A 14,203-nucleotide genomic window follows, 5' to 3' on the forward strand; every position below is an offset into this window, starting at 1 on the left:
AGCATATAGTATTATCTTTGAAAAGTGGCTTTTGAGCGTTTTCTTATGTTGAGGTGGTCTTTGAAACTGAGAAATCTGGAATTTATCCTTATTTTGCAATAGAAAGTTGGTCGAAAATAATTCTTGTGAGGCTGGCAAGTGGCCAGGGAACTCGCCTTGACAATAAATGCTTTGGCAAATTAGTAATACGAATACCGAAGCGCTGATTGTTGCGATTGACGGAGCAAGTCAATTGTCGCAGATGAGAGCAGGCAAAAGAAGAATTCAGGGCGGAAATTTCGTGACGATCGTCATCGACTGTCTTCAAAAGGTCGAAACATTCCGGTGCTGTCCTCAGCTGGACCTGCCTCGCGCTAGCGATCGCCGAGGTCTTTTTCTCTTTTCCTCATCATAAGGTCGTCGCAATCCTGTTGTCGTACCCATTTGCCATTTCCGGCTGGAGATCAAAGTTATGAAAGACCTGACCAACCTACCCACAACGCAGGCAAAGGGCGGAAAGCTGCGTTCTCGCGCATGGTTCGACAATCCTGATAACGCCGACATGACGGCGCTTTATCTGGAGCGCTACATGAATTTCGGCCTCAGCCAGGCGGAACTGCAGTCGGATCGTCCGATCATCGGCATCGCCCAGACGGGGTCGGACCTGTCACCGTGTAACCGCCACCACCTGGAACTGGCGCACCGTCTGCGCGAAGGCATCCGCGAAGCGGGCGGCATTGCCATCGAATTTCCGGTTCACCCCATTCAGGAAACCGGCAAGCGCCCGACAGCGGGTCTCGACCGTAACCTTGCCTATCTCGGCCTCGTGGAAGTGCTGTACGGCTATCCGCTCGATGGCGTCGTGCTGACCATCGGCTGCGACAAGACGACGCCTGCCTGTCTTATGGCGGCGGCCACCGTCAACATTCCCGCCATCGCGCTCTCCGTCGGCCCGATGCTGAACGGCTGGTTCCGTGGTGAACGCACCGGTTCCGGCACCATCGTCTGGAAAGCCCGCGAACTTCTGGCCAAGGGCGAAATCGACTATGCCGGTTTCGTCAAGCTGGTTGCTTCCTCGGCTCCGTCCACCGGCTATTGCAACACCATGGGCACGGCCACGACCATGAATTCGCTCGCCGAAGCACTCGGCATGCAGTTGCCGGGTTCCGCCGCCATTCCAGCGCCTTACCGCGACCGCCAGGAAATTTCCTACCTCACCGGTCTGCGCATCGTTGAAATGGTCAAGGAAGACCTGAAGCCTTCCGACATCATGACGAAGGACGCGTTCATCAACGCCATCCGCGTCAACTCGGCCATTGGCGGTTCCACCAACGCGCCGATCCATCTGAACGGTCTAGCCCGTCACCTCGATGTCGAGCTGACGGTCGATGACTGGCAGACATACGGTGAAGAGGTACCATTGCTGGTCAACCTTCAGCCTGCCGGTGAGTATCTCGGCGAAGACTATTACCACGCAGGCGGCGTTCCCGCTGTCGTCAACCAGTTGATGACACAAGGCCTCATCAAGGAAGACGCGATGACGGTCAACGGCAAGACCATCGGCGAAAACTGCCGTGGCGCCATCATCGAAGACGAAAAGGTCATTCGTCCGTTCGATCAGCCGCTCAAGCAACGTGCCGGCTTCCGTGTTCTGCGTGGCAACCTGTTCTCGTCGGCCATCATGAAGACCAGCGTGATTTCGCCTGAGTTCCGTGAGCGTTACCTGTCCAACCCGAACGACCCGGAAGCCTTCGAAGGCAAGGCGGTCGTGTTCGATGGTCCGGAAGATTACCACCACCGCATCGACGATCCATCGCTCGGTATCGATGCCAACACGGTTCTGTTCATGCGCGGTGCCGGTCCCATCGGTTATCCGGGTGCTGCCGAAGTCGTCAACATGCGCGCGCCGGACTATCTGCTCAAGCAGGGCGTCACGTCGCTTCCCTGCATCGGTGATGGCCGCCAGTCCGGGACCTCGGGCAGCCCGTCCATCCTGAACGCATCGCCGGAAGCTGCCGCAGGCGGCGGTCTCGCGATCCTTCAGACCGGCGACCGGGTGCGGATCGATGTGGGCAAGGGCAAGGCCGATATCCTGATTTCTGCCGAAGAACTTGCCAAGCGTTACGACGCGCTGGCCGCATCTGGCGGTTACAAGTTCCCTGACCATCAGACCCCATGGCAGGAAATCCAGCGTGGCCTCGTCGGCCAGATGGAAACCGGCGCGGTTCTGGAAAATGCCGTCAAGTACCAGCGCATCGCCCAGACCAAGGGCGTCCCTCGCGACAACCACTGACGTCGCTTGACACTCAAAAACACCGGCTGGTTTCAGCCGGTGTTTTCGTCTTTGTCGCGCAGTCCTTCTACTCGGCGTGCATCACCGTAATGGCGCCATCGCGGGTGATTTTCACCGCAGATAGCCGCCCCGTCATAAACGCACCGGTATCTACATTCAGACGATTGTCGGAAAGCGATACAGTGCGCACAGGCGTATGGCCGTGCACGGTCATGAACAGGTTGTCGGCACCCGGAACGGTCTGATCCTTTGGCCTTATCCACAACAGATGCTTGTCGTGCTGCCTTTGCAGCGGCACACCGTTCACGACCCCCGCATGGACGAAACAGAAGCCGGGCACCGCCAGCAGCGATGGCAGCGATGTCATGAAGTCGATATGGCTCTGCGGAATGTGTTCGTGAAGCCGTGCTTTCAGGCTTTTCTTATCTGCCGGTATCTCCCCGATCCCGTAGGATTTCAGCGTTTCCATTCCGCCGAACTCAAGCCAGAGATGGTCTTCTCGCGGATCGCTTAGAAAATCCAGCATCGTCGCCTCGTGGTTTCCCGCAAGGCAAAAGCGATCGATATCACCGGATATCGGCTGCATCAGCTCATGAATGACGTAGGAGGATTTCGGACCGCGGTCGATGTAGTCTCCCAGCATCACGATCCATTTGGAGCCGTGTATGTGCGCGGCATCGCTCAGGATCTTCTTCTGCAACGCCTGCAACAGATCAAAGCACCCGTGAACATCGCCGATGGCATAGATAATGTCGGGCCTGTCATGCGAGAACAATTTTCGGCGCATCTGGGGTGTTTGCATCGTCTTTGGACCTTCCTCGCGGTTGGGCGACGCCGCGAATTCATGGAAAAGCTATGAACGATTAGGCTTAACGCAGCATTGACAGTGGGCCTGATCCGCACATTGTCCCTAAAATCGTCTCTTTTGCATGGGTTTTTGGTATGACCGATACAAATAACGGGAGGTGCTTATGACGCTACAGAACCGGGTCGATCCCTTTGGAGACATCGTCGCTCTTCCGTTGCGCGGGCTTTTTACCGGCAATCGTGGCATGATTCATGACCCTCGAACCAAAACCCTCACGACGAAACGGTGGACCTCGAAGGCGTGGCTGGTGTGCAATTGCGATTATAAGAAAGTGCGCCGCGATGTCATGGCGACACGCGGCTGGACCGAACTTTTCTTCTTTGACGAAGCGACAGCTTTGGCGGCCGGTCACCGCCCATGCTTCCAGTGCCGCCGTGATGACGCCGATCGGTTCCGGAGCGCTTGGGCAGCCGGGAATGGCGTCTCCCCTCCCAGCTCCAAAGACATGGACAGCGTGCTTCATCGGGAGAGGCTCCAGTCTCGCCGCAAACGGTTGAACATGCTGCTATCGCCTCTGGAACATTTGCCAGATGGCGCCATGATTGCCGCTGCGGGGAATGCTTTTCTGATTGTCGAGGGCAAGCCGTATCACTGGGATGCAGATGGATATCAACCGGTGCAGACCTTGCCATTCGTCGACGGGTTGCTCACGCCGCCCTCTACGCTCAACACCCTGCACGCCGGATACACACCGCGTCTGCACCCGTCGCTTTCAACGAAACAGGAAACGGTCGCATGATGGATGATCTGTTTTCTGGCCTCGAAGCGGCGGCCCCGAAGCGTGTCGAGATGGCAGATGGCGCATGGCTGTTGCGTCATCATGCATTGGATGTTTCCTCGACGCTCTTGCACGCCGTCGACCAGATCTCGTCCGCCGCCCCTTTTCGCCACATGGTCACTCCGGGCGGTTTTTCCATGTCAGTCGCCATGACGAATTGTGGACCCTTTGGCTGGGTGACGGACCGCAGAGGATACCGGTATCAAACCACTGATCCCGAGAGTGGAAAACCATGGCCAGCCATGCCGCAAAGCTTTCAGTCGCTGGCCGAAAGTGCTGCACGGGACGCTGGCTATCCAGATTTTATCCCCAATGCCTGTCTGATCAACCGCTACGAGCCGGGCGCGAAAATGTCTCTCCATCAGGACAAGGACGAGAAAGATTTCACCAATCCCATTGTTTCGGTGTCGTTGGGCCTGCCTGCCACCTTTCAGTTCGGTGGCATGAACCGAACCGATCCGGTGCGCAAACATGTGCTCAGTCATGGTGATGTCGTCGTCTGGGGCGGTCCTTCCCGCCTGTTCTTCCATGGCATTATGCCGTTGAAGGACGGCATCCACGACGCCGCCGGACGGGCACGCATCAATCTGACGTTCCGCCATGCGGCTGTGTGACATCCCGTTAATCAGCGAATCCTACACAACTGTTAACTGTAAATCGCATTAAGTCGCCCGCGAGGGCACTGATTTACCTGTCGTTTCCGAAATGAAGCTAGCGTTGTTCCACAACACGAGATCGGGAAACGACGATGAACACAGCGCAGCAGCTCAAGACGACTTTCGAGATCGACAGACAGGTGGAGTTCACCTCCAAACTGACGGCTGCGCATGCGCGAATTGAAAAGGCGTTTCTTGAAGGCGGAGCGGTTCTGGTGTCCGTCATGGACATTCTGGCCAATCTGACGGGCATTTTGGACGGAATGACCGGCACGATCGACGGTCAGACAGCCCAAACAACGCTCGATGGTTTGGGCAAAACCATCGATGATCTCGCGCAATTGCCGAAGACGGAAAAAACACGCCAGGCGGCATTCAATTCCTTGGCAGAAATGTGCTCCTCCACAGGCGGGCATATTGACGATATCCATGAGACAATCCGCTATCTCAAGACCTTCGTGATCACGGTCAAGATCACCGGTGCTGGGCTCGCCGAATTTGCGGGCTTCGCCGATGAAATTCGCGAACGCATCCAGTCGGGTGCAGACGAAGTCAGCCGTTTTGCCAAGAACCTCGAAGCGATGCGGTCCCAGCTCATCAAGGCCCGTTCTTATTCATCGGGCACGCTTGCGGATTTCGAATCGACCATTCCGCAAATTATCGCAGGACTGAACGAAAACTCAGCGCGTATTTCCACGCAGCAGCAGGAGATGTCTGACATCGCCGCGCAGGTGAAAAAGATCGCCAGTACCATTCAGGGCAAGATCGGCTCGGTGCTTTCTTCCCTACAGATCGGCGATATTACCCGCCAGCGCATCGAACATATCCAGCGCATGTTGGAGATGCTGGATGATTTCGCGTCTTCCGACGAAGGAAAGCAGCTTGATGCCGGTGAATATGCCGTTTTGAAAGAAGCGGTTCTGCAGATGGCTGGCGCGCAGATGAACGAGACAGCGGCCGCTTTCCATCGCGATTGCACCAAGATATTCAAAAGCATTTCGAGCTTTGCCGATGATGCGGCGCGCATCCTGTCTCTGCGCGATGAACTGGTCGACAAGACCCGCAATGGCGACAAGGACACGCTGGCCCTGATGGAGCAGGGTATCGTTGAAGCCTGTAATCTGGTTACCCGTGTGCAGGAGAGCAGCGCCGGTGCCGACAATGTCGTTCTGTCCGTGACCAACAGCGCGCAGGAATTGTCACGCGGCATTGAAATTTTGCGATCCATCAAGATCGATATTCACTACATGGCGCTTAACTCCAATCTGCGCTGCTCTAAGCTTGGCGATGCCGGCCGCTCTGTCAATGTTGTCAGCGGTGAAATGCGAGTGTTCGCGGGCAAGCTGGAGACGCCAGCCGACGCCATCGTCGAAGAACTCCAGCGTGTCGAAGGCGCCACGAGCCAGCTGGCACAACAGGGCCGAGGCCTTTCGGCTGATCTGGCTCTGCCGCTGAACGAAAGTCTCCACGCAATCCGCCGCGCCAAGACACAGATGGATGCGGGTTTGCAGGCCCTTGCCGACGAAGGTCAGGCCGTTTTCAGCCGCATCAGTTCAGCCGTTGTGACGCTCGACTTCGAAAGCGAGCTGGGTGCCACCTTTAACGAATGCTGCCAGATCTCCGCACAATTGTCGCAAGGCTTTGACGCAAACGTCTCTGCTTTCAGCCATAAGATAGAAACCTTCAGCTCAGCGGTCTACAAGCTCTACACAATGTCTCAGGAGCGCGACATTCACGTTCGCTTTCTGCCTGTAAGTGTTCCGTCTGCCAGAGCAAATGTCACTTCCATTGCCAGCAACGCAGCTGCAGCGGATGATGATGATCTGTTTGCGGACGCGCTTTTCTAGGAACGGCCGACCTTCAGGCCGCGACTGTTGAACGTGAGAAAGACGGGAACGAAACGGCCCGCCATCCATTTTCTGCGTGTGAATAAAAGAAAACACGGAGGAAATGACCATGATTTCTCAGGATAAAATTCGCGAGCATATGGAAGTTCGTTCCGCCGATGGAAGCCATGTCGGCACCGTCGACCATATGGAAGGAACCAGCCGCATCAAGCTGACGAAAACAGATGCCGAAGATGGCAAGCACCACCTGATCCCGCTGGAGTGGGTCGATCACGTGGATGCCCATGTCCATTTAAGCCGATCGGCCTCCGACGTGCGCAGCAACTGGGAAACACTCAACTAGAGTGCCAGCAATCGATCAAAGTCATAATGCGGCCCTTAAGGCCGCATTTTTTATGCCTTCATCAGACCCGGTGCCTCAGCGCCCGTCCGTTCGACATATTCGATGTATCCGCCGCCATATTGATGAATGCCTTCCGGGGTCAGTTCCAGAACGCGGTTCGAAAGGGCTGCGAGGAAATGGCGATCATGCGAAACGAAGAGCATGGTGCCCTCATAGTCACCCAAAGCCTTGATCAGCATTTCCTTGGTATCGAGGTCAAGGTGGTTGGTCGGTTCGTCCAGTACCAGAAAGTTCGGTGGGTCAAACAGCATGGCCGCCATCACGAGCCGCGCCTTCTCCCCACCCGAGAGAACCCGGCATTTCTTTTCGACATCATCGCCGGAAAAACCGAAGCAGCCGGAAAGCGCGCGCAGCGGTGCTTGTCCGGCCTTCGGAAAACGTTGTTCCAGCCATTGCAGGATCGTCGCATCGCCATCCAGCAGGTCCATCGAATGCTGGGCGAAATAGCCGAGCTTGACGCTGGCACCGACATTGACAATGCCCGTATCCGGTTTGGCTGTTCCGGCTATCAGTTTGAGAAGGGTCGATTTTCCAGCGCCGTTGACGCCCATGATGCACCAGCGCTCCTTGCGACGGATCATGAAATCCAGTCCTTCATAGATGGTGCGTTGGCCGTAAGCTTTATGCACCTGCTTCAGCGAGACGACATCCTCGCCTGATCGTGGTGGTGCCTGAAAATCGAAAGCCACCGTCTGCCTGCGCTTGGGCGGCTCCACGCGGTCAATCTTCTCCAGCTTCTTGACGCGGCTCTGTACCTGCGAAGCATGGGAAGCTCGCGCCTTGAAGCGCTCGATGAACTTGATTTCCTTGGCCAGCATCGCCTGCTGGCGTTCAAACTGCGCCTGCTGCTGCTTTTCGTTCTGGGCACGTTGCTGCTCGTAAAAACCGTAGTCGCCGGTATAGCTCGTTAGCGATCCCGCATCGATTTCGATGATCTTGTTGACGATGCGGTTCATGAACTCGCGGTCATGCGAGGTCATCAGGAGCGCCCCGTCATAGGTTTTCAGAAAGTTCTCGAGCCAGATAAGGCTTTCGATATCCAGATGGTTGCTCGGCTCATCGAGCAGCATCACGTCGGGCCGCATCAAAAGAATGCGGGCGAGCGCCACGCGCATTTTCCAGCCACCCGAGAGCTTGCCGACATCGCCGTCCATCATTTCCTGGCTAAAGCTCAGGCCAGCCAGAACCTCGCGGGCGCGACCTTCCAGCGAGTAGCCATCCAGCTCCTCGTAGCGCGCCTGTACCTCACCGTAACGCTCGATGATCTCGTCCATCTGGTCGAGTTGGTCTGGGTCCACCATGCGGGCTTCGAGTTCTCGCAGTTCGGTCGCCACCGCGCTGACGGGACCCGCACCTTCCATCGCTTCGGCAACCGCGCTGCGGCCCGCCATCTCGCCGACATCCTGATTGAAGTAGCCGATGGTGACGTGCTTGTCGGAGGCCACCTGGCCTTCGTCCGGCTGTTCCTGACCGGTGATCATGCGAAACAGCGTCGTCTTTCCCGCACCGTTGGGGCCAACCAGCCCGACCTTTTCACCCCGGTTAAGGGCGGCAGACGCCTCGATGAACAGAATGCGGTGGCTGGCGGATTTGCTGATGTTTTCGATGCGGATCATGAGAGGATAACCGATAAGCTGGAGGTGTGGCGTCCCTATGCCATGCCGGGCCGTAGCTGTCACCCGATGAATCGACATGGAAACCTTGTGAAATATTTTGGAATGGATATTCCATATTGCCAGTGGGATAGAACAACGAGGGATTGAACAATGAGGGAGAGATCATGAGTGTGAACGCGGCCCCCGCAACGGTCGAAGCTTTTCGCGAGCGATTGCTGGAGATCACTGACAAACTGCCGAAGCGCCTGCGTCAATGCGCCGATCACGTCGCCGCACATGCCGATCGCATCGCGGTGTCCACCGTCGCCGAACTGGCGGATGGCGCAGGTGTTCCGCCATCCGCCATGATGCGTTTCAGCCAGATCATGGGGTTCTCCGGCTTTTCCGAAATGCAGCGCCTGTTTCGCGAGCATTACACGGGCAGCTGGCCAGATTATACGACGCGTCTCAGCAATCTGCGTGACAGTGGTGAAGATGGCAGTGCGCTGCTTTTGGGAGAGTTCGTGGACGCCGGGCGGGCATCGCTCGAAAACGTGCTGAAAACGGTCGATCCGCAGGAGTTCGAAACTGCGATACAGGTGCTGTCGGGAGCAAGCACCATCCATATTATCGGCCTGCGCCGGTCCTTCGCGGTCGCCAGCTATCTGGCCTATGCGTTCGAAAAAATGGGCGTTCCGGCCATGTTGCACGCATCTGTCGGGCAACTGCACAATGAAAGTGCGATAAGATATGGCGACGTCGTGCTGGCCATCACCTTCGCGCCCTATTCAGCGGAGACGATGGACCTTGCGTCCTCAAGCCTCGCGCGCCGCGTTCCGGTGGTGGCGATAACCGATACGGCCGTGAGCCCGATGCGGAAGCTGGGCGCGACGATCCTCGCGGTCTCCGAGGTGGATTTCGGTGCCTTCCGATCGCTTTCAGCCACACTTTGCGTCGCCATAGCGCTCGCTGTCGGCGTTGGTGCACAGAGGCAAAATTGAATATTTATGTTGAAATCCAGAAAAATGGAATTTATAGTCCAAAAATAACCTGAAATGAAATGCGTGAAATGGAATGATTTTGGAGTGTCATTCCATATCCGGGTTTCGCGCTACAGCGAGGGAGGACGATCGTGAAAAAGCTCGATCTTATTACGATTGGCCGTTCGTCGGTTGATCTCTACGGCGCCCAGATCGGTGGCCGTCTGGAGGATATGTCCTCCTTCAACAAATATATCGGCGGTTCCCCAACAAACATCGCAGCTGGTGGCGCACGTCTGGGTCTCAAGACCGCCGTGATCACCCGCGTCGGCGACGAACATATGGGACGCTTCATCCGCGAAGAGCTTGTTCGTGAAGGTGTGGATGTCGGTGGTGTGAAGACCGACCCGGAGCGGCTGACTGCCCTTGTGTTGCTGGGTATTCGCGACCAATCGCAATTTCCGTTGATTTTCTATCGCGAAAACTGCGCAGATATGGCGCTGTGCGAAGAGGATATCGATCCTGCCTTCATTGCCGATGCCGCCTGCGTCTGCGTCACCGGCACACATTTATCCAACGTGAAGACGGAAGCCGCCGTATTGAAGGCGCTGCGTCTGGCGCGGGAAGGCGGCGCAAAGACAGCGCTCGACATCGACTATCGCCCCAATCTCTGGGGCGTCGCGGGCCATGGTGATGGCGAAAGCCGCTTCGTGGAATCGAAGAAGGTCACCGCCAAGCTGCAATCGACGTTGCATCTGTTCGACCTGATCGTCGGAACGGAAGAGGAGTTCCATATCGCCGGTGGTTCGACCGATACGCTGGAAGCTCTGAACGCGGTTCGGAAGGTCTCAAACGCGACACTGGTCTGCAAGCGCGGCCCGATGGGGGCAACGGTTTTTCCGGGCGATATTCCTGCCAGTCTGGATGATGGCTTGTCCGGTGAGGGTTTCCCCATCGAGGTCTTCAACGTGCTGGGTGCAGGCGACGGCTTCATGGCTGGCCTCTTCCGGGGCTGGCTGCGCGGCGAAGACTGGCCGACGACGCTCAAATATGCCAATGCCTGCGGTGCTTTCGCCGTGTCTCGGCATGGCTGCACGCCAGCTTATCCCAGCTGGGAAGAGCTGCAATATTTCTTCCGCACCGGTATCAGGAACAAGGCGCTGCGCAAGGACGAGGCGTTGGAGCAGGTGCATTGGGCGACCAACCGTAAGGGTGACTGGAGCACCATGCGCGTCTTCGCCTTCGATCATCGCATGCAACTGGAAGCCATGGCGGATGAGGCGGGTGTTGACCGCGCCAAGATCGGGGACTTCAAGGCGCTTTGCCTGAAAGCAGCCCTTCAGGTGTCCGGCGGCGAAGCTGGCTATGGCATCCTCTGTGACAGCCGACTTGGCCGTGACGCGCTTTACGAAGCAAGCGGTACCAATCTCTGGATCGGCAGGCCGGTGGAATGGCCTGGCTCTCGCCCGTTGACGCTGGAGCCTGAAATCGGTCTTGATTTCGGCGGCCTCAATGAGTGGCCAGCCAACAATGTCGTCAAAGTTCTGTGCTTCTATCACCCTAATGATTCTGAAGAGTTGCGCAAAGAACAGGAAGCGACAGTCATACGCCTGTTTCAGGCGGCGCGGCGCAACCGGCTGGAACTGCTGCTGGAGGTCATTCCCTCCAAGGTCGCCCCGGTGGATGATATGACGACTGCAAAAATCATCGACCGTTTCTATGAGATCGGCGTCTATCCCGATTGGTGGAAGCTGGAGCCGATGAAAAGCGAAGCGGCGTGGAAAAACGCGTGCGAAGCGGTCGAGCGCAATGACCCTTACGTGCGTGGCATCGTCGTGCTGGGTCTGGATGCACCGCAGGCTGAGCTCGAGACCAGTTTCAGGCTGGCGGCGGGTTTTGATCTGGTCAAGGGCTTTGCTGTCGGCCGCACGATTTTTGCGGATGCGGGGCGTGCCTTTCTGGCAGGTACGATAAGCGGCGAGGAGGCCGTGAAGCAGATGGCGGAACGTTACAGCGCTTTGTGCCGCATCTGGGATGAGGCGCGCGCCGCAAAGAACAAGGGAGAGGGAGCGTGACGACAATACGTTTGACGGCAGCGCAGGCAATGGTTCGCTATCTGGCCGCGCAGATGAACGAAGATGGCGAGACCTATATTTCCGGTGTCTGGGCGATTTTCGGCCATGGCAATGTGGCTGGCATAGGAGAGGCGCTTTATGGCATCCGCGATGAGCTACCGACCTATCGCGGCCAGAACGAACAATCCATGGCGCATGCCGCCATCGCTTACGCCAAGCAGCTCGGTCGTCGCCGCGCCATGGCGGTCACGTCCTCCATCGGCCCCGGCGCCTTGAACATGGTGACGGCGGCAGCACTTGCCCATGTCAACCGTCTGCCGGTTCTGTTGATCCCCGGAGATGTCTTCGCCAATCGTGGCCCGGACCCGGTGTTGCAGCAGATCGAGGACTTCGGTGATGGCACCGTTTCCGCCAATGATTGCTTCAAGCCCGTCAGCCGCTATTTCGACCGCATCATGCGCCCCGAACAGCTTCTCACCGCCTTGCCTCGAGCTATGCGCACCCTGACAGATCCTGCCGATTGCGGGCCGGTGACGCTGGCATTTTGTCAGGACGTGCAGGCGGAAGCCTATGACTATCCGGCAAGCTTCTTCGAGAAAAAAACCTGGCGTCATCGTCGCCCTGAGCCGGATGTCGCCGAGTTCGAAGAGGCCGTTGCGGCGTTGAAGAGGGCTAAAAATCCGGTCATCGTCGCGGGCGGCGGCGTGCATTTTTCAGGCGCGGCGGAAACGCTCAAAAATTTTGCTGAAGCGCATTCCATTCCAGTCATCGAAACGCAGGCTGGTAAATCCGCGCTGGCCTGGGATCATGATCTGAACTTCGGCCCCGTTGGCGTGACAGGTGCAGACAGCGCCAATGCCATCGCGGAAAAGGCCGATCTCGTCTTCGGTATCGGGACCCGCTTTCAGGATTTCACCACCGGCTCCTGGGCGCTGTTCAAGAACCCTGATCGCAAGTTGCTGGCGCTGAATGTCCAGCCCTATGACAGCTCCAAGCACAATGCTATCAGCCTGACGGCGGATGCGAAAGTGGGACTGGAAAAACTGTCAAACGCGTTGGGGAGCCACCGCTTTGCGGCACCTGACACTGCGTTGAAACAGCAATGGTTTGCAAAGGCCGACGCCGCCACCGCAGCACCAACCGAAGCCAATAGCCTGCCCACCGACATGCAGGTTATCGGTGCCGTGCAGCGCGCGTCGCGTGACGATACCGTCGTCATGTGTGCGGCAGGTACTATGCCGGGAGAGCTGCACCAGCTGTGGAAAGCCAAGCTACCACTCTCCTACCACATGGAATACGGCTTCTCCTGCATGGGCTACGAAATCGCCGGTGGCCTCGGCATCAAGATGGCTGAGCCGCATCGGGACGTGATCGTCATGGTGGGCGACGGTTCCTATATGATGATGAATTCGGAACTGGCAACCGCCGTTGCGATGGGTGTGAAGATCACGCTCGTCATCACGGACAACCGGGGCTACGGCTGCATCAACCGGCTGCAAATGGGCACCGGCGGTGCGGAGTTCAACAATCTTTACGCCCACAGCAACCACACCAACCCCATCGCCATCGATTTCACCGCCCACGCCGCCAGCATGGGCGCGGATGCGCACAAGGTGTCCTCGATTGCGGAACTGGAGACCGCTTTGAATGCGGCGCGGGAGTCAACGGTGACGACTGTCATCGTCATCGATACTGACCCCTATCCGACCCCCGAGGCCGGTGGCTACTGGTGGGATGTCGCGGTGCCGGAAGTTTCGCAGCGTAAAGAAGTCAACAATGCACGCGCAGCTTACGAAGCGGCGTTGAAAGAAAGACAATCATCATGATCCTTTACGGCACGAACCCCATTGCGTGGAGCAATGACGACGACCGCACGCTGGGCGCCCATATCAGCCTCGACCAATGCCTGGACGAGACATCGAAAATCGGTTTCGACGGCATCGAGAAGGGTCATAAATTCCCTCAGGAGCCAGATGCTCTGAAAGCCGTGCTGGAACCGCGCAATCTGCGTTTCGTGTCCGGCTGGCATTCGCTCAATCTGCTGACCAACGCCATCGAAGACGAGAAAGCGGCCATGCAGCCAGCGCTCGATCTGCTCAAGGCCATGGGTTCCAAGGTCATCATCGTCTGTGAAACCTCGAACGCCATTCATGGCGACGACGGCAAGCCGGTCAATGATCGTCCCAAACTTGCCGATGGCGATTGGAAGGCATTCGGCGAAGGCGTCGAGGCACTGGCGGCGTTTGCTGCCGAGCAGGGTATCGCACTCGTCTACCACCACCATATGGGCACCATCATCGAAAGCGAAGACGAGATCGACCGCTTGATGGAGCGTACCGGACCGCATACCAAGCTGCTGCTTGACACGGGCCACACGCTGTTTGGCGGTGGCAACCCGGAGCGGCTTGCGAAAAAGCACATGGGTCGGGTCGGCCATATTCACGCAAAGAACGTTCGCCCCGTGATCGCAAAACAGGTTCGCGACGACAATCTCTCCTTCCTTGAAGGCGTACGCCGAGGTGTCTTCACCGTTCCCGGCGATGCGGAGGGCGGCGTTGATTTTCTACCTGTGCTGAAGATTGCCGCCGAGCATGACTATAGCGGCTGGCTGGTGATCGAGGCCGAGCAGGACCCTGACGTGCGCAACCCGTTTGAGTATCAAAGTCTTGGCCTGACATCCCTGCGCGCTTTCGCCAAGGAAGCGGGACTGGACAAAGCCTGAAACAAGG

The 14,203-nt window shown here is 57.4% G+C and carries 11 protein-coding genes; 9 read left to right on the top strand and 2 right to left on the bottom strand.

The annotated features are described in order from the left end of the window. The first annotated feature begins 451 nt into the window (after positions 1-451). The gene (locus EKM04_RS21190) at positions 452-2,272 is read left to right on the top strand and encodes an IlvD/Edd family dehydratase (RefSeq protein ID WP_174155107.1); all 1,821 of its coding nucleotides are present in this window, start codon (positions 452-454) and stop codon (positions 2,270-2,272) included. 67 nt (positions 2,273-2,339) lie between these two features. Here the strand turns inward: EKM04_RS21190 and EKM04_RS21195 are convergent, their stop codons facing one another. Further along, the gene (locus EKM04_RS21195) at positions 2,340-3,074 is read right to left on the bottom strand and encodes a metallophosphoesterase (protein WP_183893317.1); all 735 of its coding nucleotides are present in this window, start codon (positions 3,072-3,074) and stop codon (positions 2,340-2,342) included. 169 nt (positions 3,075-3,243) lie between these two features. Between EKM04_RS21195 and EKM04_RS21200 the strand changes: the two genes are divergently transcribed. The 4 genes from EKM04_RS21200 to EKM04_RS21215 all read left to right on the top strand — a co-directional run bounded on the left by EKM04_RS21200 (position 3,244) and on the right by EKM04_RS21215 (position 6,764). Next, positions 3,244-3,879, top strand: coding sequence for a hypothetical protein (locus tag EKM04_RS21200; protein ID WP_183893319.1), 636 nt, complete (start codon positions 3,244-3,246; stop codon positions 3,877-3,879). Beyond that, positions 3,879-4,532, top strand: a complete 654-nt coding sequence (alkB, locus tag EKM04_RS21205) for a DNA oxidative demethylase AlkB (RefSeq protein WP_183893769.1) — start codon at positions 3,879-3,881, stop codon at positions 4,530-4,532. The genes EKM04_RS21200 and alkB overlap by 1 nt, the downstream gene beginning before the upstream one ends. Positions 4,533-4,666: 134 nt before the next feature. Next, positions 4,667-6,421, top strand: a complete 1,755-nt coding sequence (locus EKM04_RS21210) for a methyl-accepting chemotaxis protein (protein ID WP_183893321.1) — start codon at positions 4,667-4,669, stop codon at positions 6,419-6,421. A gap of 109 nt (positions 6,422-6,530) precedes the next feature. Then, positions 6,531-6,764, top strand: coding sequence for a DUF2171 domain-containing protein (locus EKM04_RS21215; RefSeq protein WP_174155099.1), 234 nt, complete (start codon positions 6,531-6,533; stop codon positions 6,762-6,764). Between the two features lie 50 nt (positions 6,765-6,814). On the opposite strand, the gene EKM04_RS21220 is transcribed toward EKM04_RS21215, so the two are convergent. Beyond that, on the bottom strand, positions 6,815-8,440 hold the full coding sequence (locus EKM04_RS21220; protein WP_174155097.1) for an ABC-F family ATP-binding cassette domain-containing protein: 1,626 nt from the start codon (positions 8,438-8,440) through the stop codon (positions 6,815-6,817). A 164-nt stretch (positions 8,441-8,604) separates the two neighbouring features. Between EKM04_RS21220 and EKM04_RS21225 the strand changes: the two genes are divergently transcribed. The 4 genes from EKM04_RS21225 (at position 8,605) to iolE (ending at position 14,196) form a co-directional block, all read left to right on the top strand. Next, positions 8,605-9,420, top strand: coding sequence for a MurR/RpiR family transcriptional regulator (locus EKM04_RS21225; RefSeq protein ID WP_183893323.1), 816 nt, complete (start codon positions 8,605-8,607; stop codon positions 9,418-9,420). A gap of 128 nt (positions 9,421-9,548) precedes the next feature. Continuing rightward, positions 9,549-11,474 (top strand): bifunctional 5-dehydro-2-deoxygluconokinase/5-dehydro-2-deoxyphosphogluconate aldolase, encoded by a 1,926-nt coding sequence (locus EKM04_RS21230; RefSeq protein WP_412762945.1) that lies wholly within the window; start codon positions 9,549-9,551, stop codon positions 11,472-11,474. Continuing rightward, positions 11,471-13,300 carry a 3D-(3,5/4)-trihydroxycyclohexane-1,2-dione acylhydrolase (decyclizing) gene (iolD, locus tag EKM04_RS21235; protein WP_183893327.1) on the top strand — a complete coding sequence of 610 codons (1,830 nt, stop codon included), beginning with the start codon at positions 11,471-11,473 and terminating at the stop codon, positions 13,298-13,300. Before EKM04_RS21230 ends, iolD begins: the two co-directional genes overlap by 4 nt. Further along, entirely contained in the window at positions 13,297-14,196 is a 900-nt protein-coding gene (gene iolE, locus EKM04_RS21240) for a myo-inosose-2 dehydratase (protein ID WP_183893329.1), read from the top strand. Before iolD ends, iolE begins: the two co-directional genes overlap by 4 nt. Positions 14,197-14,203 lie beyond the last annotated feature (7 nt).

It is taken from the genome of Rhizobium skierniewicense Ch11 (assembly GCF_023757665.1).
Lineage (GTDB): Bacteria > Pseudomonadota > Alphaproteobacteria > Rhizobiales > Rhizobiaceae > Agrobacterium > Agrobacterium skierniewicense.